The organism is Betaproteobacteria bacterium, assembly GCA_016720925.1.
Classification (GTDB): domain Bacteria; phylum Pseudomonadota; class Gammaproteobacteria; order Burkholderiales; family Usitatibacteraceae; genus UKL13-2.
Genome location: JADKJR010000025.1, coordinates 25,451 through 48,287 on the forward strand (window position 1 = coordinate 25,451; position 22,837 = coordinate 48,287).

Sequence of the window (22,837 nt, forward strand, 5' to 3'; positions counted from 1 at the left end):
ATTTGGGTCACTCCCATTCAATCGTCGCCGGCGGCTTGCCACTAACGTCATACACCACCCGGTTAAACCCGCGCACTTCGTTGATGATGCGGTTCGATACCCTCGCCAACAGCGAATACGGCAATTCCGCCCAATGCGCCGTCATGAAATCGGTGGTCTGCACCGCACGCAGGGCCACCACATATTCGTAAGTACGCCCGTCTCCCATCACGCCGACACTTTTCACCGGCAGGAAGACCGCGAACGCCTGCGCAACATTGTCATACCAGCTGACGCCGTCCGCATCCAGTGTTGCGCGCAACTCGTCAATGAAAATGGCATCGGCGCGGCGCAGCAGATCGGCCGCCTCCCTGGTGACTTCGCCGAGGATACGCACGCCCAGTCCCGGCCCGGGGAAGGGATGGCGGTACACCATCTCGCGCGGCAGGCCCAGTGCCACGCCGAGTTCACGCACTTCGTCCTTGAACAATTCGCGCAAGGGTTCCAGCAGCTTCAAGTGCAACGACTCGGGCAAGCCGCCGACGTTGTGGTGCGACTTGATGGTGTGGGCTTTCTTGGTTTTGGCCGACGCACTTTCGATCCCGTCCGGATAGATGGTGCCCCTGCGCGAGCCACTTGGCCGACGGCAATTTCGCGGCTTCGCGCTGGAAGATTTCCACGAACACGCGGCCGATGATCTTGCGCTTCTGCTCGGGGTCCGAGATGCCTTTCAGCTGGCTGAGAAATTCGTCCGCCGCGTCAACATGAATGATCTTCATGTGCATGTGATTGCCAAACATATCCATCACCTGCTCGCCCTCATTCAAACGCAGCAGGCCGGTATCGACAAACACACAGGTGAGCTGATCGCCGATCGCCTGGTGGACCAATGCCGCCGCGACACTCGAATCCACCCCACCACTCAGGCCGAGAATGACTTCCTCGCTGCCCACTTGCTCGCGGATATGCGCGATCGCGTGCGGCGCGTGGTCCGGCATGTTCCACGATCCATCACAGCCGCAGATCTCGTGGACGAAACGGTTATAGATCGCGCGTCCCTGGCGGGTGTGCGTCACTTCCGGGTGGAACTGGACGGCATAGAAGCCACGCGCTTCGTCGGCCATGCCGGCCAGCGGCGTGGTGTCGTTCGAGGCAATCACCTTGAATCCGGGCGGCAACTCCGTGACTTTGTCGCCGTGCGACATCCACACATCGAGCAACCCGTGACCTTCCGCGTTGGAGCGATCCTGAATGTCTTCGAGCAATTTCAGTGGCCGCGCGCGCACTTCGGCGTAACCGAATTCACGCACCCGTCCCGTCTCGACCGTGCCGCCAAGCTGTGCGGCCATGGTCTGCATGCCGTAACAGATGCCCAGCACCGGCACACCGAGTTCGAATACCACGTGCGGCGCACGCGCGGTGCCATCTTCGGTAACGGAGGCGTGGCTGCCTGACAGAATAATTCCGCGTGGATTGAACTGGCGAATGTCCTCGTCGGACATGTCAAATGGATGTAGTTCACAATACACACCTGCTTCACGCACACGGCGCGCGATTAACTGTGTGACTTGCGAACCGAAATCGAGGATGAGGATTTTGTCGGACATTTGTTGTTCGATTGACGGTGGAGGTTAGCGTTGGGGTTTAACGCAGGGGTTTAATGTAGGGAGTGGAGCAAATCGCGTGATTTTTGAAGTAGCGCCAAGCAACGAACACCGCCACCATATTCAATGCTGCGCACAGGAAGAACACGGTGCCGATGCGGAAGTCTCCTTGCGGATACTGACTGACAACGCCGAGCAGCGAGGCGCCGATCAGCGGCCCAATGATGACGGCCAGACTATTGATCGATTGCAGGGAACCCATCAATGCACCTTGCTCCTTGGGATCGGTTTGCTTCGACACGATGCCCTGCATTGCCGGGACGGCGCCGAAGGCCAGCGCGTTCACCAGGATGAAGACGTACCTCATCCAGCCTTGCGTGGCGAGTCCGTATAGCGCATAGACCACCGCGCCGGAGATCAGCCCAAGCAGAGACAGACGCACTTCGCCAAATGTTCTCAGTAGCCACCCCAGCAGTCCGGCCTGCACCACGGCAGCCGTGATGCCTCTGCAGAACAGCGACAGACCGTTTTCAAAATGGTCCCCAGCCAAAGCGAAGTTGGTGTACAGCACCCAGTGTGCAACAGAATCTGCGCAAGGCTCGCCAGCGCAAACACCGCCACCAGTCCGCGAATCTCCACGCGTCGCGCCAGGCCGACGAGGGCGGTAAACGGGTTCGCCTTGGCCCACGAAAAGTGGTTGCGACGATCGCGCGTCAATGATTCCGGCACAAAGAAATAGCCAAAAATAAAATTGGCGAGGCACAATCCGCCCGCCACATAAAAAGGCAAGTGCAGATCGATGCTGCCCAGGAACCCGCCGATGACGGGACCGAATATAAACCCCATGCCGAAGCACGCGCCGATCATGCCGAACGCTTTCGCGCGCGTCTCCGGCGTGCTCACATCGGACGCATAGGCGTTCGCCACGGACACGCTCGCCGAGGACAAGCCGCCGACGACACGACCAATGAACAGCATCGCCAGGCTGGTCGCCAGCGCGGTCGAGAAAAAATTGATTGCCATGCCAATCATCGAATACAGCATCACCGGCCGGCGGCCGACCTTGTCGGACAGGGCGCCGAGCAGCGGCATGCAAAGGAATTGGCACAGGCCGAATACCATCGCCAGGATCCCCGTACCAATGTGCCTGCAATTCACGACCTTCGACATATTGGCCGACCAGCACCGGCAATACAGGCACCGCAAGTCCGATTCCCAGCATGTCGATGAAGACACAGACCATGATGAAATTCAGGCCCACCGGCTTGGCGGCCTTGGCCGGTTTGCCACTCGCGGCATCTACCGTTGTGCTACTTTCCAAAATTCTTCTCCCAAACTTTCGCGACCACCGGATGTTGCTCGGTCAAGGCGACCGCTTTCGAGAGCTTCGGGCATTGCGCATTGAACCAGTCGCGTCCGGGACGCCAGCGGCTGACCATGGTGATGTAAATATCCAACGCGGTCATGTGCTCACCAAGCACATAGGGTGCCGGCGACAGGCTTTGTTCCAGCAAGCCCCAGAAAAACTTCTGCTTCTCGACGGATTTTTCTTTCAGCGCCGCCTGCAATGCGTCGCCGTCGACCCAGCGCGACGGCTCATCACCAATGTCAAACATGGCGTAAATGTTTGCCGGGATGAAAATCATCCAGCGAAAAAACGCCGCACGCTTCGCCGGTTCCAGCGGAATCAGGCCCGGAACCTTCTCGGCAAAATGGAGAAGGATCGCGGCGCTCTCGGTCATCACCGTACCGTCTTCGAACACCAGCGTGGGAACCTTGGCTTGTGGATTGGCTTTTACCAGTTCGGCAAATTGCTCGTTCTGATCCCAGAACGACGTCTTGATGTACCTCGTAAGGTTGATTGGCCAATTGCAGAACCACTTCGGCGGCAGCGGAGCCCATTCCGGGTGAACCAAACAATTTCAGCATGGCGGTTTCAGCCACTCAGGAAAATGCCACGGCCGATGCCGGCGCGACGGTGACGGCGGCGTGACCGGCCGAAAACTGGTCGAGCAGGCGATTGTGATGATCGATGACCTGATCGGCATTGAGTGTGGGCGAATTCCACGTCCCGTGCGCGTCCGCGGCGAGCGTGACATCAAAGCCCAGCGACACCGCGCGCCTCACTGAAGTGTCCACGCAGTATTCGGTCATGCAACCGGCGACAATCAAGCGCTGGATACCGCGCGCGCGCAATACCGATTCCAGGCTCGTATTGAAAAACGAATCGCAGGCGTCCTTGCGAACGATGATATCGGACGGCAGCACGCCGAGTTCCGGGCACAATGCCCAGCCATCGCGTCCCGGCTGCAACAGGTCTCCCGGCCCTCCGTCATGCTGAACAAAAACCACCGGCAATTCATTTTCGCGCGCACGCGCAATGAGATCGACAATATTGCCGAGTATTTTTGGCCAGCCGGCATGCATGTCCTTCCCGCGGGCAATACCCACCTGTACGTCGATGACCAATAGTGCCTGGTTTTTTTCGTTGCTCATCGGCGAGCGTCAATCGACGCGATAATTAGGCGCTTCTTTGGTGATCTGCACATCGTGCACGTGCGACTCACGAATGCCGGCAGACGTGATTTCGACAAACTGTGCATTCTTGTGCATTTCGTCGATGGTTTTGCAGCCCAGGTAGCCCATGCTGGAACGCAATCCGCCCGTTAACTGATGCACGACACCCAGCATGCTGCCCTTGTACGCCACGCGACCCTCCACGCCTTCCGGCACAAACTTGTCGGCATTGTTTTGCGGATCCTGGAAATACCGATCCGAAGATCCTTTTTGCATCGCGGCCACCGAACCCATACCGCGATAGCTCTTGTACGAACGCCCTTGATAGAGCTCGGTCTCGCCGGGCGCCTCTTCCGTGCCAGCAAACATCCCGCCGAGCATCACCGTCGAGGCACCCGCTGCCAGCGCTTTCGCCATGTCGCCTGAAAAGCGAATCCCGCCATCGGCGATGCAGGGAATGCCATGTTTCGCCAGCGCCGCCGTGACGTCGGCAATGGCCGTGATTTGCGGCACGCCCACTCCCGCGACAATGCGCGTGGTGCAGATCGAGCCTGGCCCAATACCGACTTTCACGCAATCCGCACCATGATCCATGAGTGCCAGCGCCGCAGCGGCGGTGGCAATGTTGCCGCCGATCACGTCGACTTGCGGAAAATGTTTCTTCACCCATTTGACGCGGTTCATCACATTTTTCGAATGCCCGTGCGCGGTATCGACCACGATGACATCAACGCCAGCTTCCACCAGCAATTCAACGCGCTGGTCCGTGCCTTCGCCAATGCCGACCGCGGCGCCAACACGCAGGCGACCCATGTCATCTTTGCAGGCAAAAGGATGTTCGCTCGATTTCAGCACGTCCTTCACCGTGATGAGGCCGCGTAACTCAAAGGCTTTGTTCACCACCAGCACGCGCTCCAGTCGATGCTTGTGCATCAGCGCGAGTGCTTCTTCGCGGGTCGTTCCTTCTTTCACCGTCACCAGCCTGGACTTCGGCGTCATGACGTTCTTGACTGGTTGATCCAGCTTTGTCTCGAAGCGCAGATCGCGGTTGGTGACGATGCCCACCACCTTCTTGCCGACGAGCACCGGAAGTCCCGAGAAATTATGTTTGCGGGTCAACGCGATCACATCGCGGACACTCATATCCGGCGTGACCGTAATTGGATCCTTGACCACCCCACTCTCAAATCGCTTCACCCGCAGAACTTCGGCCGCCTGCATTTGTCCGGTCATGTTCTTGTGAATGATACCGATGCCACCCTCCTGCGCCAGCGCAATCGCAAGGCGCGACTCCGTGACGGTATCCATCGCCGCGGACAGCAGCGGGATATTCAGGCCGATTTTGGCGGTCAGACGGGTTTGAAGGGAAACGTCGCGGGGAAGAACAGCAGAATGCGCGGGGATCAACAGCACATCATCAAAGGTCAGGGCTTTTTTGACGACTTTCACGTTTTTGACTCCGACAAAATCAGCATTATACGCGAGCCGGATTTACCTTCAAAATCGGGCGCACAATGCTCATATTCGGTTGACGCGAAGGATATTTACGATTACCTTAGCGAATCTAGGCGAAGTTCTTTGGCTAACCCGTTGACAATAAATATACTTTTGGCTGTTTTTCCAGATTTTTTCGCAAAAATTGGCGCAAAATACCGCAAAGGGGCTGGTTTGGCGGTGGCAAGCATGGGTTTGCTCGGTTTGGTCGGCGGTTGTGTCGCCCCCGAGCCACCCAAAGCAACACCGATCGCACCGATTGTCATCGTCCCGGTCGCCAAACCAATTGAACTGACGGCGGAAGCGGATTCCGCACTGAAGGCCGCCGAGCAGAGCGTTATTGAAGCGCGGGTAAAGCGTGCATTGTGGACCGCTGCCGTTGAGCACCTGAACAAAGCGCGTGCAGCCGCGCAAATACTGGATAGCAGCGCGACCCTTGTGCACGCAAAGGAAGTGGTGGCGCTATGCGCACTTTCAATCAAACAAACGGCGCTACCGCCGGTCAAGTGGTAAATACCTGAACATGTTGCAAGGAGTGGTCCACATGAAATCCCCGATTCAATTATTCATTGCCATCGCTATTTTGCTGGCGACCGCGACTGTCGCGGCACAGGTCTACAAGTGGGTAGACAAGGATGGCCAAGTGCAATACAGCGATGCGCCACCTCCGCCGGGGTCGTCGAAGGCCGAGGCGAAGAAAGTTGAGACCAGTGCGCCGGTGGCATCAACCGCCAACACGCCCGCGAAAACTCTGCAGGATCGCGCCAAGGACTATGACAAACGCCGCACCGACGTGGCGGACAGTGCCAAGAAAGCGGAAGCAACACGAAAAAATGACGAAATCGCCGAAGAGAACTGCAAATCGGCCCGCGCCGGCTTGCGCGATCTGGAGAGCGGACGGCCGATTCGCCGTACCAACGAAAAGGGCGAGATCAACGTCATGACCGAAGAAGAGCGTGAAGCCGAACTTACCAAGGTACGCGCCGCGGCCGCCGCATCATGTAAAGCCTGATGCATGCGTCGTTGTATTCATGCCTTGAAGAAGTTTCGCGAGCGTGATGCAATGGTTTTTGATGGCTTCAATGGACTGGTCAGGACGCTGGTTCTTTCCAGCATCTTCATACCGTTTGCAAGTGCGCAGAATCCGGTATTGGGCGACATTGAGGTGCGCTCATTCCTCGGCGAGCCACTGAATCTGCGGGTTGCGCTCGCCGCCTCAACGTCACCCGATAGCGGCGGAATTTGCCAATCCGTCATCGAAAATGATCGGCACGAAAACGCGCTGCGGCGTAAAGATCTGATCCTGACGATGGTGGAACTGCGCAGTTCGCGTTACCTGCAAATCCGCAGCCATCATGCGTACAACGAGCCGGTTGCGCGATTTTCGATACGCATCGGCTGTCCCGGCGAACCAGCGTTCGATCGGGATTTCACGGTACTGCTTGATCCGCCGCCGTTCATCGCGCCGCCTGTAGTGTCGATGGCAACGGAAGCGCGCACGCGCCCGGTTTCGCCGCCCACTTCGATGACGCGGGGTAAATCAGGCAAGCCACGTGGCATTGAAGGCACACGACCACTAAGAAACGCCGCAGCCGTTGCTGTACCGGCAGCCCCTGCAGGAAACGCAAGCGCGGCAACCAACGCAGCACGATCTTCAGCCATCGCCGCCACCTGGGCCGCGGCCAAAGCTGCCGCCAGAGCTGAAACCGCCGTCCGCGGCGAAGGCTTCTCATTGCGCCTTTCCGGCTCGCCAATAGACCTGTCTCGAAGCCGCAACGTATCCGAAGCGCAACGCCGGCAGTTGCGCGAAAGACAACTCATGCTCGATGCGGATGATCAGGTCGCGGCACTGCTGTCACTGAAGAACACGGTGAAGCAGATGGAACAGCGCCTCAATGAAATACATTTGAAACAGACCGCGGAACTGCCGATTCGGTCCGCGGCGCCCGCTTCATCCGGCGCGGCACCGGCAGCGACTATCACGCAAACACCAACTGAAGCGGTGCCTCCCGCCGCCGCCGAGCCGGCCGCACCCGTCGCCACGCCAGCAGCCCGCCCAATCGAGAAACCCATCCGCCCGAGGGAATCGATCGCCGACAAGATTATCGGCTATCTCACGTCGCCGCTGGCCTTGGGGGGAATCGTCGTTGTACTGCTTGCGATGCTGGTGTCCCGGGCCTGGTCGCGCCGCGATGGCAAATCGAAAAAAATCCGCAATTCCGTCGCGACGAGTGCGCAACGCTCCAGCGCAGCGACGGCAGAATCCACACAGGGCAAATCCACGGGGCGGGTTCGGACGACGCCGCATTCGATGATTGGGAGAATGAAGAAGTTGGCGACACCCCTTCGACGGAGCAACCAGCCGGCGACGCCCATTTTCGAACAGTACACGGCGTGCCCGACGAACTGACCGAGATTTGGCAGGCCGATATGGCGGCGGGTCGTGGCACTGTCGGGGCCAGGATCGACACTCACCACCAAGTGGATGCACCGGTCGTTTTCGACGACACGCCGGCAAGCTACGAACTCGATGCGAATACCGCGACCGCCGTCGATTTTCTGGTTGGGATGGACGAGAAGCTCCCCGAGGATAGAGTGCGGCGCCTGCAGGTACATGCACGAGCGCTCCCGAGCTGAAAAGCAATACGGTTTCGATCGACGATGCCGATTCGGTCATCACGGCGGCGCGGCTCTATTACGAAGAAGGCGACAAGGGCAACGGCCGCGAAAAGGCCAGCGAACTGCTCACCTTCGCGGTGGAAGAACGCCCGCAGGAAATCCGTTTCTGGCTGGCCCAGTTCGAGATCTTTCGCCTCGAAAACATGGCCGCCGAATTCCACGAATTGGCCGGTAAATTCCATGTATTGTTCAGCCATACTGCGGCGTGGCCAAAGGTGCGCCATGTCGGCCACGAGCTAGACCCCGGCAATCCCCTGTTTGCGGCCAGCGGCAGCCCGCTGCTGGCGGGAGAAACGCGTTTTGACCCGATTGCCGAAAACTGGCTCAATGCCCCCATGGACTTTACCTCTGACGCATTGATGTCCGACCTGCGCCTGGCATTGCTGGATGATCACGGCGTCAGTCGCGCTGACTTTGAATCCATCACGGCCCGTTTCGCGACTGCCGACGGATCGGCGTAACAAGTAGCGGCAAAAAAAATGCAAACAGGCAAGTCACCCGAACACGATTCCCTCCCCATGTCGACAGCGCTGGATGCCCCGGCGCCGCAGACTGGCGCGCAGTGCATGGCACTGATTGGAACCGTAAAGGCATTTGCCGATACGCCGGCGCCCATTGCGGCGGAAGCGGTCCGCGAACTGGTTGCATTCGAAAACCGTTTGTATCAAGTCATTCAATCCGACAAAGTCGCTTTCTTTGCCATCACCGAAAAAACGGCGGCGGAGCAATTCGCGCATGACCTGCACCTGATGCACAGCGTGGCGGCCAAGACGCTGGAGACTCTTGTGCAGCGGCGCGGCGAGTGGACCAAAGAAGACGCCGAACCGCTGCTGCAACGCATCGTCGCTTTCGCCCTGTATCACCATGGCGCGGCGATAAAGTGGTGCTTCTTCCGCCACGAACCGATCAAGCCCACCCTCTGGCCGGACCTGCATGCGCTCTACAAGTTTGCCGAGAGCCACGGGTTCGCCAACACACCGATCGAACTGTTTGCTGTCGAGGCGAAATACGACGTCACCGCGCAGTCGCTGTATTTGCGTGCGTTGATGCTGGAAGTATTGAACACCGGCAGCCTGACCGTACCGCAAATTGAAATCGCCGATAAATGGCTGGCGGAGTGGACAACAGAGTACGCGTTCGATGAAACCTACTCGCCGCGTTCGCATGCGCTGTTTGTCGATCTCAACCTCATGGCAGGCCTGCAACTGGTCACAAGCAGCGCGGCCAAGCCATCCTACCGCTATGCGCGTATCGAAGGCCTGAAAGAGCAGGTCGAGGCGGTGCGCGCGCAGCTACGCACCGGCAACCCGTATCGCGGCCGCGGTGCATCCGATTCATTCTCGATGGAAGAGCATGTTGCGCTGCTGACGACCATTGAGCGCCTGTATGCCACACTTTTGCAGGCCAGCGCGTCGCGCATTGAGGTACGCAAACCAGTTGAAAACTTGACGGCGGAAGTACGGCTCGGGTTTAGCGAGGCACGACGGGCGATGAACAGCGAGGCCGGCAACGTGACCCCGCACATCCCGCCGGCCTGCGGCAACCGGGACCACGCACGCGGAATTTGGCGGCCTCCAGCTCACCCTGGAAATGCCGGGCCACGGGCAACGCATCGACCGCCATTGAGACATCCGCAGCGACGGTCCCACCGGCATCCGATACGCTCCAGACCCGCTGGAAAATTCACGACATGAGTTCAAAGGGCATCGGCCTGATCGTGGATCGCGCGACCGGCGATCGCATTAGCGTCGGACAGTTGCTGGCGGTAAAGCCGGATGGGTTCGCGTACTTCATGCTCGGCGTGATCGTACGTAAACTGACCCAGCGCACCCAGGACACGCAGGGTGACACGCTGTTGGGCGTTGAAATGCTTTCCTATCGCCCATTGCCGATGACCCTTTATCGCTATACCAATGCCCGCGATGCCATGCCCGACCCTGGCAATCCGCCCGTTCCGGCGATTTACCTGCCGGGGCGCGACCAGGATGGAAAATCCGATGCCCTGGTGCTGCCAAGCGGTGATTTCGGCTTGAAAAACGTATTCAGCCTTCCCACCAAAACCAATAATTTTCGGGTTCGTATCAATCGCGTATTGCGCAAGGGTGGCGATTGGGTCGGATTGCGGTTTGAGGTGATTGGCAAGAAGTAGCCAATCTCCACTTCACATCTTTCCCGTTTTATCCGGCGAGCGTTTTGCGTTGGCGCGACGCGCATCTTTCGGGTCGGCTTGCAGTGCACGATAGAACTCGACGCGATCGCCGTCACGCAGCCAATGATCGCGGGCACGTACCTTGCCCCATACGCCGACAGCCACCGCGTTCGCCGCAATCGTCGCGATCCCGGGCACCGATTGACATGCGGCATCAATGGCCATCTGCACGTTCGCGGGTTCCGGCAATTCCACGGCAATTTCGCCTTGCGATTCAGGCTCCGCCCAAGCTACACGCACCCGCAAGACGCTCACACCGGGTCGCCGTACAGCGCTTCCGCCCGCGTCACGAAACGTTCGATCATAGTGTTGGCGATCATGCCGAACACGGGACCGACCGCTTTCTCCAGCAACGTACTGGAAAATCCGTAATCGAGCGTCAGCGACACCTTGCACGCCGAATCCGACAACGCCTGAAATCGCCATTTACCTTCGAGTTCGCTGAATGGCCCTTCACGCAGATTCATTTGAATCTCGACATTTTCGATTTTGGTGTTTTCGGTCGTGAAGGACTGCCGGATCCCGCGATAGTCGATATGGATGGTCGCCAGCGTTCGCGTCTGATCGCGCACGGGCGTCTCGGCGCCGCCGCACCATGGCAGGAATTCCGGATAGCGCTCGCAATCGTCCACCAATTCGTACATCTTGGCGGCGGAATAGGGAACAAGGGCAGATTTTTCGACGTGGGCCATGGCAATCAGATTCTATCCGACCGGGGCGCAAGCATCCCATGGGATAATTCCGGCTTATGAGCATTGTCGACAACAAAAAAGCCTTTTTCGATTACTTCATCGAAGAGCGCTACGAAGCGGGCGTCGTACTCCATGGCTGGGAAGTGAGCCATCCGCGCCGGCCGCGCGCAGATCAGGAAGGTTACGTGATCCTCAAACAGGTGAACTGTCTGATCGGCGCGCATATCTCCGCCCTGCCGGAGGCGTCCACCCACGTCATCCCCGACCCGGTGCGCACCCGCAAACTGCTGCTGAAGGCGGATGAAACCAAAGCTCGTCGGCAAGATCGAACAGCGCGGCTACGCTGGTCCCGCTAATCTTCACTACAAGGGCGGGTTCGTCAAACTCGAAATCGGCCTCGCCAAAGGCAAGAAGCAGCACGACAAGCGCGATGTGGAGAAGGAAAAGGACTGGAAGCGCGAGCAGGAGCAACTGATGAAGAAGCGGGTCGGGTAATTCTTCGTTTTGCGGGATAAAATGACGCAGAACGCCATTTGGCGGGGGCTTTCAGGCATTTTTCGGCTTGGAGGGCGCGCCAGCGCTTGAGGTTCATGCTGGGACTTCTAATAACTCCCCGTCCGTGCTGAGGTATCGAAGCACACCAATGTAAGGCATTGGATTCATTTGCGTCCGGAATGCCCTTCGATACGCGCAGCGTACCCTGTCCTGAGGGACTCGAAGGATCAGGGCGAACGGAAATGAGGTTGATAGAAGTACCCTTCTGGATGATTCGGCTGTGCCTGGTCGAGGTGAAGTACATTCCTCATTCCCATCAGCCACCCCAGAATAGAAAGAAGCCACCGCGAGGGTGGCTTTTTTCTATTCTGGGGTGGCTGATGGGGTTCGAACCCACGACAACTGGAATCACAATCCAGGACTCTACCGCTGAGCCACGCTTTCACCATTGACTTGTGTGTCACACAGACGGAATTCGGTGGGACGTAAAACGGAAACGGATTATACCAAACCCGCACTGTGCGGGCTTGATCTATTTTCTGCGGGCTTGCATCGCGCAAACATGTCGGCGTGATCCTCACAAGCCGGGCATCGCATAGTAAGATTTGACCTTGTGGGGTGGATTGCGGATGTTGCGTCACTTGTGCCACCGTTTCCCCTCATCCCCACCCTTCTCCCGGGGGAGAAGGACTTTATAGGGCCACACCAAATATGAACCTCATTCCCACCATCCTCTGCGGCGGCGCCGGATCGCGCCTCTGGCCGGTTTCACGCGAGACTCATCCGAAGCCGTTTATTCGGCTGGCCGATGGCCAAAGTCTGCTGCAGAAGGCATTCCTGCGCGGCGCGACGCTGGCGAACGTGACCGAGGTGATCACAGTGACCAACCGGGAATTGTTCTTTAAGACCGAGGACGAGTATCGCGAAGTCAACAAAGCGAAGATGCCGACGTCGTACATTCTCGAACCGTTTGGCCGCAACACGGCGCCAGCCATCGCGGTGGCCACCCTCCACGTCGCCAAGACCCATGGCGAGGATGCAATCCTGCTGGTATTGCCGGCGGACCACCTGATCGCCGATCTGCCTGCCTTTGCCGCCGCCGTAGCCGCGGCGGTGAAGCTTGCGCAGGCCGGTAGCCTGGTGACCTTTGGCATCAAGCCCAACATCCCTGAGACCGCGTATGGGTACATCCAGGCGGACGGCAATCGCGTCGTGCGGTTCGTTGAAAAGCCATCGCTGGAGATCGCGAAATCCTACGTCGAATCCGGCGACTATCTGTGGAATTCCGGCATGTTCTGCTTCAGCGCAGGCGCGATGCTACGAGGAGATGAACGCTATTGCCTTCGGGAGGTGCTGACGGCCACACAAGCGTGCATCGCGCTCTCACGCATAGCAGAAGGCGCCGCGCAAGGCGTGGAATTTGCGCAAATGGAGCTGGATACCGACACCTTCGCGAAGGTGCCGGATATTTCGATCGACTATGCCGTCATGGAGAAATCAAAAGACGTGGCGGTGGTGCCCTGCCAGATTGGCTGGAGCGATATCGGCTCCTGGGATGCCGTGGGTGAGCTATCCGCGCCCGACGCCAATGGCAACCGCATCCTGGGCGATGCCATGCTGCACGATTCGACGAATAACTACATTCAAAGTGGCGCGCGCATGGTGGGCGCGGTCGGTGTCGATAACCTGATCATCATCGATACGCCCGACGCACTGCTGGTGGCGGACCGCAGCCGCGCGCAGGACGTGAAACACATCTACGCCGCACTCAAGGCCAAGGGGCACGAAAGCTACAAGCTGCACCGCACCGTGTATCGCCCGTGGGGAACTTACACGGTGCTTGAAGAAGGCGTCGGTTTCAAGATCAAGCGCATCGAGGTCAAACCCGGCGCGTCGCTATCGCTGCAGATGCATCACCACCGCAACGAACACTGGATCGTGGTGCATGGCATGGCCAAGATCGTCAACGACATCAAGGACAAGCTGCTCAACACCAACGAATCCACGTTCATCCCGGCCGGCCACAAACACCGGCTCGAAAACCCCGGACTGATTGACCTGGTGATGATTGAAGTGCAAAGCGGCGAATACCTGGGTGAAGATGACATCGTTCGGTTCGATGATATTTATGGGCGCGTGCAAGCGGCGAAGTAAACGGTCGCGCGCACGCAACAAAGCGATGCCGAATGGACCTATGATTGCTGAACACTTGGCGTAGAATCCAGCCATGGAGCCAAAAATGACCCACCAATTTGATGTCGTGGTTGAGCGAGATTCAGCAGGCTATTTCGTTGCCTCTGTTCCCGCATTGCCGGGCTGTCATTCGCAGGCGAAATCTCTTGATGAGCTCATGTCGCGCATCCGCGAAGCCATCGAACTTTGCCTGGAAGTACAAGAGCAATCATTCGAAAGTCTTGATTTTGTGGGCGTTCAGCGCGTAACTGTCGCGGCATGACCACTTTTCCCGCTGTTACAGGCAAAGGGCTGCTCTCTGCCTTGGCCAAAGCCGGTTTCATTGTCGTGCGCGTGAAGGGTAGTCATCATTTCCTTCGCAATGCAAATGGACGGACCACGGTCGTTCCTTTCCACGCTGGCGAAACAATTGGCCCCGGTCTGCTATCGAAAATTCTTCGTGATTGCGAATTGAGTCGTGAAGATACGCTCAGGTTATTGTGAGCGTGTCAGCCACCCATTGCCATTGCACCCTACCCCTAAAGAATGGCTGATTAAGTAAAATCAGCATGTGGTTCGACAAGCTCACCACGAACGGGCTATTGTGCTTTCCAATATTTGTGACAGCCAGTATTCACGTTCGCCCTGAGGTATCGAAGGGTGATAAGGCTTCGATAACTCAGCCCGAACGGTGAATTGATTTATGGAAATCTCAATAGACGGATTTCCGTTTGTCATGCACCCTACATGCACCCTGCATGCGCTTCGCACCTCAAGGTAGCGGCATGCTACCCTCAACCACGACACACATGAACCCCACTTCCACCATCGGACAACGGCATTGAACGCAACCCCCAAACATTCCCGGCCCACAAATCGCCGCGCAAGCGATTCAACGTGATCCTGTTCCTGACGGTCATCCTGCCGACGACGCTCGCGATCATCTATTACGGCCTCGTCGCGTCTGACGTGTACATCTCCGAATCGCGTTTCGTGGTGCGCAGCCGCAGCGTTCCGCGCAGAGCGGTTTGGGCGCTCTGCTGCAAGGCACCGGATTTGCACGTTCGCAGGACGACACCTATTCGGTTCACGATTTCGTGCTCTCGCGCGATGCGCTGAAGGAACTGGACGATCAACTCGCGATACGGAAGGCTTACTCCAGCAAGGACGCGGACATCATCAATCGCTTTCCGGGGTTGGATTGGGACGACAGCTTTGAAGCATTCCACCGCTACTATCGCAGCCGCGTCACAATCGACTACGACACCGTCTCGTCGATTACCATCCTGAAAGTACGCGCGTTCACGGCCGAGGACTCGAAAAAAATCAACGACCTGTTGCTGAAGATGGGCGAACGGCTGGTGAACAACCTGAACGACCGCAGCCGGCAGGACCTCATCAAGACCGCCGAGCAGGAAGTGGGCGTGGCCGAAGAAAAAGTAAAGAAGGCTGCGGTCGCGCTCGCCGGCTATCGATCCAATACGCAAACCGTCTTTGACCCCGACCGGCAATCCGCGCTGCAACTGCAGGGCGTGTCGAAACTGCAAGGAAGAACTGTCTACCACGGCAGGCCCAACTCGCGCAGATTCAGCGGGTCTCGCCGAACAATCCGCAAGTCGCCTCGCTGAAAAACCGCGTCGATAAATTGCGCAAGGCCATCGCCAACGAAACCGCGAAGGTCGCCGGCGGCGCATGGCTCGTTGACCTCAAAATCCGCGGCCTTTGAACGCCTGGCGCTCGACAAAATTTTCGCCGAAAAACAGCTTGGCGCCGCCTTGGCATCTCTGGAATCTGCGCGAAGCGAGGCGCTACGCAAACAGCTTTATCTGGAACGGCTGGTGCAACCCAATTTGCCGGACAAGGCCGTCGAGCCGCGGCGGATACGATCGGTGTTGATGGTTTTTGTGCTAGGGCTGGTCGCGTGGGGCGTGATCAGCCTGCTGGTGGCCAGCATCAAAGAACACACGGACTAGCCGGGCATCAAAGATGAATGGTGACGTTTCAATATTGCGTTCGCTGACGATCCAGAGCAGGACATTGCACGCGCTGATGATGCGTGAAGTCATTACGCGTTTCGGCCGCGACAATCTCGGTGCGTTGTGGTTGATCGCGGAGCCAATGTTGTTTACTCTTGGCGTTGCGACGCTTGGACTGCTATGGGCATGAACCACGGTTCAAGCATGCCGATCGTCGCCTTCGCCGTGACCGGCTATTCGTCCGTGCTGCTTTGGCGCAACTGTGCGAACCGCTCCGTCATGGCGATTAAAGCAAATCTGCCATTGCTGTTTCACCGCAACGTCAAAGTAATTGATGTTTTTCTGACGCGAAGTGTCCTTGAAATTGCCGGCGCCACCGGTTCCTTTGCCATATTGGCTGCGTTTTTCACCTCAATCGGATGGATGGCGGCGCCGGTTGATATGCTGCAAGTCATCTTCGGATGGTTCATGTTGGCGTGGTTTGGAACAGTGATGGCCTTGGTCATTGGCGCGGGGACTGCATACAGCGATATAGTCGAAAAACTATGGGGCCCAGCCTCGTATTTGCTCTTTCCCCTTTCGGGCGCCGTTTTTATGGTGGATTGGCTTGCGCCGGCGTTTCAGAAAATTGTTTTGCTGCTGCCAATGGTGCACGGAGTGGAAATGCTGCGCGAAGGCTATTTTGGCAACGCAGTAAAGGCACACTATGATGCGGGCTACATGGCGATCTGCTGCCTCATGCTCTCGCTGGCCGGACTCTATCTTGTACGTGACGCCGGCGAAAAGGTCGAAGGGCGATGATCTCGGTTGAAAACATCAGCAAGACTTACTCCACGCGATTTGGCCCGCGGACGATTCTCGACAACGTAAGTTTTCGTCTGGAACGCGGCAGGAACATCGGCATCCTTGGGTTAAACGGTGCCGGCAAATCTACACTTATCCGTCTCATCAGTGGCGCGGAGAAGCCGACGTCCGGTCATATTCAACGCGGCATGAGCGTCTCCTGGCCGCTCGCGTTCGGCGGCGCATTTCAGCTTCTGACAGGCCTGGACAACCTGAAGTTCGTTTGCCGAATTTATGGCGTCGACTACAAGCCGCTCATTCCGTTCGTGGAGGACTTCACCGAGCTCGGCGTATATTTTCGCGAGCCGGTCATGCACTATTCAACCGGCATGCTGACCAGGCTGGCATTTGCGCTCTCGATGGCAATCGAATTCGATTGTTTCCTGATCGATGAGGCAATGGTGGTCGGCGACGTGCGCTTTCACGAAAAATGCCACATCGAAATGTTCCAAAAGCGCAAAGACCGGGCATTCATTCTCGTGACGCATGATGCCAATGTGATCAAGCTCTATTGCGAGCGGGCCAGCGTATTGCACGAAGGAAAGCTCTATCCATTTGATACCGTCGATGAGGCCTACGATTTTTATAACAATCGGCTCAAGAATCTCCTCCCGGCTTAATGTCGGATCGGCAATCATTCCGGCCAGCACGATTGCGCGGCTGAGCCACGGTGCATGATGAAGATTTTGCTCGAAATGCGGCCTGCGCTCGACGGCCATGCGGGTATCCCGCGAAGCGACGCCTGCTATTCCGCGGCCTGCGCCTGATCGAGGGCTGGAGGTTGAAGGGCTCATCCAGAGCAGCGGCCAGTACTGGCTGAAGGCCTGCCGGCATCATCGGAAATGAGCGTCGCAATGCCCGCTCTGGCGCACCTAACTTCGATATCACGGGGTCTTATTTCGATGAAGCGAATTGTCCAATGCATATGCTGGCGGTTCTGGATGGCGATACGCCAATTGGCCGGCGGCCGCGAAGGAGCTTTACGGTTCGACGCGACACACTTTCAGGACTTCATCTGGCGAAGCCTGTTTGCCCGCACGCTGCACGCCGAGGATTTCGATAGCGTGACGGGCGCCCATTTTCGCATTGCGCGCGTGCCTTGGACTGCGATGCACCGATGCGCGTTGGTTACCCGCAAACTGGGCTACGCGGTCTCTCGACTCGATACAACCGACTTCGATGTGATGGTCTCGAGACGCCCTATCCGGGCACGGTTTCATCACGCACCAGGCTGGTGGTCCGATACCACGATGCAATCCCGGTGCTGATGCCGCATACGATAACCGACAAAGACTTTCACCAGGCATCCCACTACCATGCCTTGAGAAAAAACGTGACTATGGCGCCTTTTTCGCGTGCGTTTCAGAATCCACGCGCAGTGACCTGCTCTCGCTTTTCCCGAGGTGGCCCCGCGAACCTCGTCACAATTCACAATATGGTTTCTCCCCCACTACCACCCGGAAGATTCTTCGCCGACGCGTGCCGGAAATCATCCAGACTCGCCTGAATGACGGTATCAAATTTGCCAGCAATGAAATCAACTGCGGCGAAGGGCCGGCTGACGACACAGGAGGGAGAACCGTTTCAAGACTATCTGCTTAGTGTCTCCACGATCGAACCGCGCAAGAATCATGTAACCCTGCTGGCCGCGTGGGAAAACATGCGCGCCGAGAAATATCCCCATCTCAAACTGGTGATCGTCGGCATGCTGGGCTGGGATCATGAGGCATCGTGAAAAAGTTCCGCCCCTGGATGGAGCGCGGGCAGCTTTTTGTGCTGGAGGACGTGCCCTCCCCTGAGCTGCGCGTGCTATACAAGCACGCCCGGCGACGATTTGCCCTAGCTTTGGCGAGGGGTTTGATTTCTCCGGCGTTGAGGCAATGCGGTGCGGTGGCGCAGTGGTCGCCTCAGACATCCCGGTTCACCGGGAGGTTTATGCGGACGCCGCTGAATATGTTAGCCCGGATTCGACTGCCGAACTAGTTACTGCAATCGACGAAGTTATCGGTCAGTCGAACTTACAGCGACGAGATGAACTGGTGGCCAAGGGTGCTGACGTCTCCGCACAGTATTTGCCCGAAAGAATTCTGCCTAAATGGAACGATTTTCTTCGGGTGAACTTAACGGCCTAAACCTGCAAAGGAAGCGGGAAATGAAATGAATACGGATTCTGCATGGGAAGCGTGGGGGCAACAAGATCCCTACTACGGTGTCATCACTGATCCAAAGTTCCGGAAATCGACGTTGACGGCGGAAGCGAAAAGAGAGTTCTTCGACTCCGGGCACGCGCATGCAGGGTATGTGATGCAGATGATCAGGCAACACATCGATCCCAATTTTAAGCCACAACTTGTACTGGATTTTGGTTGCGGCGTTGGGCGGCTCATCGTACCTTTCGCAAAGCTGGCCGCAGAGGTTGTCGGATTGGACGTTTCAAGCGCCATGCTATTGGAAGCGAAGAAGAACTGCGATGAGCAAGGAATTGATAACGTGCAATTGCTTGTAGCAGATGACGAGCTTTTGCTGCTGGGGAGGCAATTTGACCTGATTCATTCGTATATTGTGTTCCAAACATTCCGCCCGAACGGGGACGAGCGATTTTTGGCAAGTTGCTGTGCCACATCCCGTGGGCGGTGTAGGAGCAATTCACTTCTCCTATTCCAAAAGTCATTATGAAGAAACGCATGGTTTAGCGCCGCAACCGGCACTACCTACAAAATCATCTACTGCTCAAAAAATACTTGTTCCGAATCCACACCCGCCGAACGCGGATCCGGAAATGCAGATGAACACATATCACATGAATGAAATGCTTTTCCTGATGCAGAAAGCGGGAGTGCGCCGTTTTCACGTCGAATTCACTGATCATGGCGGAGAACTCGGCGTAATCGTGTTCTTTCAAAAATCGCAGTAGGTATCTGGCTCTAATCCTTGATACGCCCAAGACACGTTGTTCGCTATTCAAGAAACACATTGACTGCCAGCGTATGGCAGCGTCAGCCTGATCGTCGAATCTTTCGCGCCTACCTGAACTGCTACCGCCTGCATACAACCACTGACGGTCGAATGCTTGCTGGGGCTTACTTCGATACACAAGTTGCTTCTGGCTTAACCATGGCAGCAATCCACTCTAACGAATCGGGCATTCTAGATAGAAATAGTACGCCACACTTTTATGAATTCGGCAGTGGGAAGAAATGCTCTATCGTGTACTGACTTGGGGAGGTCTGTTTCGTGTTTAAAATAAACGTAACACAGCAATTCGTAAATTCGAAATACAAATCCATCTCATTAGTGGTGGTGAACAATTGTTGATTTCAACGTCGGACGCTGCCACGGTTTTCATTTAAAACGAGGCCACCCTATTTTGGCATAGGGGACTATGCCGCTGTGGATAAGTCGTTGGTCTGAATTGAAGCTGCTCCTTTCGCTTTGGTGTTGGCCTTGCGTTTTGATCCTGCCGCATCGAGCTCTGGACTGAAACCGCCAGGACTCGTTGCCGGTTTCGACGATATGGCAATGGTGAGTGAGTCGGTCGAGCAGTGCCGTCGTCATCTTGGCATCGACGAACACGCTGCTCCACTCGCCGAAAGTCAGATTGGTCGTAATCATCACGCTGGTGCGTTCATAGAGTTTCGACAACAGGTGGAACAATAGTGCGCCACCCGCTTGGCTAAACGGCAGGTAGCCCACTTCGTCCAGGATCACCAGATCAACGTGCATGAGCCGGTTGGCAATCTGGCCGGCACGCCCTGTCGCTTTCTCCAGCTCCAGCGCATTGACCAGTTCCACGGTGGAGAAGAACCGCACCCGCTTGGCATGCGTGCGCAGCCTCGACACCGATGGCCGTCGCCGAGTGGGTCTTGCCCGTGCCCGGGCCACCGATCAGCACCACGTTCTGGGCCGCTTCAATAAACGTGAAGCTTGGTGCAGTTCACGCACCAGCACCTCATCGACATGCGAAGCGGCGAAGTCGAAACCTGCCAGGTCCCGATGCATCGGAAACCGGGCCGCGCCCATCTGATAAGCCATCGAGCGCACCATCCGCTCCGCCGTCTCGGCATCGACCAGTTGCTTCATGAACAGGTCCGGTTTGAATTCGGTGTGGCGTGACTTCGCCACCAGTTCTGGATAGCAGGAGGCCATGCCATTGAGCTTCAGTTGCTTCAGTTCGGCGATGATCTCAGCGGACATGCGCGCCTCCATTCATCATCAGCGACGCCAATACCGGGCTTGCGAGCAATACCGATTGAATCGCCGGGGTCAGGCGCAATTGGTCATAGCGATCGACATCAGCCTTGGTTCTTCGGTGAGCGTCAGTGCCGTTTCCACCATTGGTGGCCTGGGCTGCGCCTGGTCCTTCAATTGCGCCAGGAGGTACAGCACATGCTCGGCACTGGGCTTGCCGACAGCCAGCGCTGCCTCGGTGGCGGCAAGGATGGAATCCAGGCCATGCACGGGAACGGCGGCGAGCACCTGTGCCATCACCCGGTCACCGCCCGGCCGATGGATCAACTGGTGTTGCAGCAGGCGCAGCGGTTCCGGCATGGCATTGAAGGGCGCGCCGTTACGGAGCGCCCCCGGCTTCTGGACGACCAGATCGATGTAATGGCGCCAGTCATAGAATGTCTGGTCACGTTCAAACGAGCGGACGTGGCTGGCCACCTTCACGTCATCGACGACGATGTCGATGGTGGCTGGATAGACCCGCACACTGACGATGCGGTGCGCATGTTCGGTTGGCACGCTGTAGCGGTTGCGCTCCAGATGAATCAACCCAGTCGACGATACGCGTGCGGGATGCTCGACGTAACCATCGAAAGGCTTTGGGCAGGGCATTAGCTTGGGCAACTCGTCCTGCAGCAGTTCGGTCACCGTCATTTCCGGCCACTCCGGATGCTTCGTCTCCGTCCGCACCATCCGGCATTGTTTGCCGAGCCATTCGTTGAGCGACTCAAGATCCGTCCAGCGGGTTTCCATCGCCTCGCGCCAGATTTGCCGTCGGCGATCCAGGACGTTCTTCTCCACGATCCCTTTCTCCCAGCCCGAAGCGACATTGCAGAACTCGGGTTCGAACAGGTAATGGGAGGCCATGGCCTCGAAGCGTGCGTTGATGGTCCGGGCCTTGCCGCGACCGACCTTATCCACCGCCGTCTTCATGTTGTCGTAGATGCCACGCGTGGGGATGCCGCCAAGGGCGGCGAAGGCGCGGGCATGGGCGTCGAACAGCATCTCGTGGGTCTGGGTGGGATAGGCGGTGAGCCAGAAAGCACGGCTCGCACAGAGCTTGGTGTGGGCCAGATCCAGCCGTCGACGCAGGCCACCAACAAAGGCGTACTCGGTGCTCCAGTCGAACTGGAAGGCTTCGCCCAATTGAAACTTGAGCGGCACAAAGGCGCGGCCACTGCCCTGCGATGACAGCTCCTGTCGAAACCGACGAACGTAGGCGGCGACACGGCCATAGCCGCCGCGATAACCCATCGCCGTGAGCTCCTGGTACATTGAGTGCGCCGTCCGCCGGTCGCGCTTGCCGCGATGTTGATTGCTCTTCAGCCAGCCAGACAACGTTTCGGCATAGGCATCGAGCTTGGTCTCCACGCGACGGCCCGGGTACTTCGGCTCCAGTACATCAGGACGCTGATCCAACCACCGATCAATGGTGCTGCGGCAAGACCTGTTCTTCTCGCGATCTCTCGCTTGGGCAGGCGCTCCCGATAAAACATCCGCCTGACTTTGGCTAACATGGCCACTGTAATCACTCCTCAGTTCTCCCCGCCTAAAAAATAAGCAGGGTAGTTGATTCATGTGGCCTCGTTTTGCGTGAAAAAACCCTTCAGAATTGGTAGCGATTTACGCGGAAATCAACACTTACAACGCTGTTGCAGGCAATTTGATTGTATGACACCAGACAAATGCTAATCGACTACATTGATACTAGGCATGCTGGGACGTTGGCTATGGCGAGAGATCTCATCCTGCACGGTGCCTACGATTCCGTGGTGGATCAAGTAATCTGCAGTAAGATAAAGAAACTATTTTCGTGTCCGAACGGCCACGCCTCCGACAGCGATAAGGAAACGCTTTTGAGCTGGCTGGAAACTGAATATCAAGCATATCGGCTGGTCGCGTATCCTGTAAGTTCGCCACTTGCGAGACAGGAAATTGGGAGGGCGATAG

At 57.3% G+C, this 22,837-nt stretch carries 20 protein-coding genes and 7 pseudogenes; 18 read left to right on the forward strand and 9 right to left on the reverse strand.

What is annotated here, in order from left to right; genetic code table 11:
- Positions 1-7 precede the first annotated feature (7 nt).
- The 5 genes and pseudogenes from guaA to guaB all read right to left on the reverse strand — a co-directional run bounded on the left by guaA (position 8) and on the right by guaB (position 5,549).
- Positions 8-1,586 (reverse strand): annotated as a pseudogene (guaA, locus tag IPP88_21515) (glutamine-hydrolyzing GMP synthase).
- Positions 1,587-1,623: 37 nt separating this feature from the next.
- Positions 1,624-2,826, reverse strand: a pseudogene (locus tag IPP88_21520) (TCR/Tet family MFS transporter).
- Positions 2,827-2,893: 67 nt separating this feature from the next.
- Entirely contained in the window at positions 2,894-3,499 is a 606-nt protein-coding gene (locus tag IPP88_21525; GenBank protein ID MBL0125166.1) for a glutathione S-transferase family protein, read from the reverse strand.
- Between the two features lie 28 nt (positions 3,500-3,527).
- A complete protein-coding gene (locus tag IPP88_21530; protein MBL0125167.1) occupies positions 3,528-4,079 on the reverse strand; it encodes a cysteine hydrolase in 552 nt (183 codons plus the stop codon).
- A 9-nt stretch (positions 4,080-4,088) separates the two neighbouring features.
- On the reverse strand, positions 4,089-5,549 hold the full coding sequence (guaB, locus tag IPP88_21535; GenBank protein MBL0125168.1) for an IMP dehydrogenase: 1,461 nt from the start codon (positions 5,547-5,549) through the stop codon (positions 4,089-4,091).
- A gap of 234 nt (positions 5,550-5,783) precedes the next feature.
- On the opposite strand from guaB, the gene IPP88_21540 reads away from it, so the two are divergent.
- The 7 genes from IPP88_21540 to IPP88_21570 all read left to right on the forward strand — a co-directional run bounded on the left by IPP88_21540 (position 5,784) and on the right by IPP88_21570 (position 10,422).
- Positions 5,784-6,107, forward strand: coding sequence for a hypothetical protein (locus tag IPP88_21540; protein MBL0125169.1), 324 nt, complete (start codon positions 5,784-5,786; stop codon positions 6,105-6,107).
- Between the two features lie 31 nt (positions 6,108-6,138).
- Positions 6,139-6,606, forward strand: a complete 468-nt coding sequence (locus tag IPP88_21545) for a DUF4124 domain-containing protein (protein ID MBL0125170.1) — start codon at positions 6,139-6,141, stop codon at positions 6,604-6,606.
- Between the two features lie 24 nt (positions 6,607-6,630).
- Positions 6,631-8,004, forward strand: a complete 1,374-nt coding sequence (locus IPP88_21550) for a hypothetical protein (GenBank protein ID MBL0125171.1) — start codon at positions 6,631-6,633, stop codon at positions 8,002-8,004.
- Complete coding sequence (locus IPP88_21555) at positions 7,989-8,231, forward strand: hypothetical protein (GenBank protein MBL0125172.1); 243 nt, start codon at positions 7,989-7,991, stop codon at positions 8,229-8,231. Before IPP88_21550 ends, IPP88_21555 begins: the two co-directional genes overlap by 16 nt.
- Before the next feature lie 119 nt (positions 8,232-8,350).
- Positions 8,351-8,734 (forward strand): hypothetical protein, encoded by a 384-nt coding sequence (locus IPP88_21560; protein ID MBL0125173.1) that lies wholly within the window; start codon positions 8,351-8,353, stop codon positions 8,732-8,734.
- An 18-nt stretch (positions 8,735-8,752) separates the two neighbouring features.
- Positions 8,753-9,967, forward strand: coding sequence for a hypothetical protein (locus IPP88_21565; protein MBL0125174.1), 1,215 nt, complete (start codon positions 8,753-8,755; stop codon positions 9,965-9,967).
- Positions 9,964-10,422: a hypothetical protein gene (locus IPP88_21570; GenBank protein ID MBL0125175.1), complete on the forward strand. Its 459-nt coding sequence runs from the start codon at positions 9,964-9,966 to the stop codon at positions 10,420-10,422. The genes IPP88_21565 and IPP88_21570 overlap by 4 nt, the downstream gene beginning before the upstream one ends.
- Before the next feature lie 12 nt (positions 10,423-10,434).
- On the opposite strand, the gene IPP88_21575 is transcribed toward IPP88_21570, so the two are convergent.
- Both IPP88_21575 and IPP88_21580 read right to left on the reverse strand, forming a co-directional pair.
- The gene (locus IPP88_21575) at positions 10,435-10,737 is read right to left on the reverse strand and encodes an RnfH family protein (protein ID MBL0125176.1); all 303 of its coding nucleotides are present in this window, start codon (positions 10,735-10,737) and stop codon (positions 10,435-10,437) included.
- The gene (locus tag IPP88_21580; protein MBL0125177.1) at positions 10,734-11,174 is read right to left on the reverse strand and encodes a type II toxin-antitoxin system RatA family toxin; all 441 of its coding nucleotides are present in this window, start codon (positions 11,172-11,174) and stop codon (positions 10,734-10,736) included. Before IPP88_21580 ends, IPP88_21575 begins: the two co-directional genes overlap by 4 nt.
- Positions 11,175-11,230: 56 nt before the next feature.
- Between IPP88_21580 and smpB the strand changes: the two are divergent.
- The 11 genes and pseudogenes from smpB (at position 11,231) to IPP88_21635 (ending at position 19,336) form a co-directional block, all read left to right on the forward strand.
- Positions 11,231-11,669, forward strand: a pseudogene (gene smpB, locus IPP88_21585) (SsrA-binding protein SmpB).
- A 711-nt stretch (positions 11,670-12,380) separates the two neighbouring features.
- Positions 12,381-13,823 (forward strand): mannose-1-phosphate guanylyltransferase/mannose-6-phosphate isomerase, encoded by a 1,443-nt coding sequence (locus tag IPP88_21590; protein ID MBL0125178.1) that lies wholly within the window; start codon positions 12,381-12,383, stop codon positions 13,821-13,823.
- 85 nt (positions 13,824-13,908) lie between these two features.
- Complete coding sequence (locus IPP88_21595; GenBank protein MBL0125179.1) at positions 13,909-14,124, forward strand: type II toxin-antitoxin system HicB family antitoxin; 216 nt, start codon at positions 13,909-13,911, stop codon at positions 14,122-14,124.
- Positions 14,121-14,345 carry a type II toxin-antitoxin system HicA family toxin gene (locus IPP88_21600; protein MBL0125180.1) on the forward strand — a complete coding sequence of 75 codons (225 nt, stop codon included), beginning with the start codon at positions 14,121-14,123 and terminating at the stop codon, positions 14,343-14,345. Before IPP88_21595 ends, IPP88_21600 begins: the two co-directional genes overlap by 4 nt.
- A gap of 393 nt (positions 14,346-14,738) precedes the next feature.
- Positions 14,739-15,814, forward strand: a pseudogene (locus IPP88_21605) (hypothetical protein).
- A gap of 13 nt (positions 15,815-15,827) precedes the next feature.
- Positions 15,828-16,618 (forward strand): annotated as a pseudogene (locus IPP88_21610) (ABC transporter permease).
- Entirely contained in the window at positions 16,615-17,280 is a 666-nt protein-coding gene (locus tag IPP88_21615) for an ABC transporter ATP-binding protein (protein ID MBL0125181.1), read from the forward strand. The pseudogene IPP88_21610 and the gene IPP88_21615 overlap by 4 nt, the downstream one beginning before the upstream one ends.
- A gap of 321 nt (positions 17,281-17,601) precedes the next feature.
- Entirely contained in the window at positions 17,602-17,928 is a 327-nt protein-coding gene (locus IPP88_21620; protein ID MBL0125182.1) for a hypothetical protein, read from the forward strand.
- Between the two features lie 239 nt (positions 17,929-18,167).
- Positions 18,168-18,395 (forward strand): hypothetical protein, encoded by a 228-nt coding sequence (locus IPP88_21625; protein MBL0125183.1) that lies wholly within the window; start codon positions 18,168-18,170, stop codon positions 18,393-18,395.
- A gap of 76 nt (positions 18,396-18,471) precedes the next feature.
- Positions 18,472-18,792, forward strand: a complete 321-nt coding sequence (locus tag IPP88_21630; GenBank protein MBL0125184.1) for a glycosyltransferase — start codon at positions 18,472-18,474, stop codon at positions 18,790-18,792.
- 25 nt (positions 18,793-18,817) lie between these two features.
- The gene (locus IPP88_21635) at positions 18,818-19,336 is read left to right on the forward strand and encodes a methyltransferase domain-containing protein (protein ID MBL0125185.1); all 519 of its coding nucleotides are present in this window, start codon (positions 18,818-18,820) and stop codon (positions 19,334-19,336) included.
- A gap of 666 nt (positions 19,337-20,002) precedes the next feature.
- On the opposite strand, the pseudogene IPP88_21640 reads toward IPP88_21635, so the two are convergent.
- Both IPP88_21640 and IPP88_21645 read right to left on the reverse strand, forming a co-directional pair.
- Positions 20,003-20,854: pseudogene (locus IPP88_21640) on the reverse strand (ATP-binding protein).
- A 73-nt stretch (positions 20,855-20,927) separates the two neighbouring features.
- Positions 20,928-22,410 (reverse strand): annotated as a pseudogene (locus IPP88_21645) (IS21 family transposase).
- Positions 22,411-22,837: the final 427 nt, after the last annotated feature.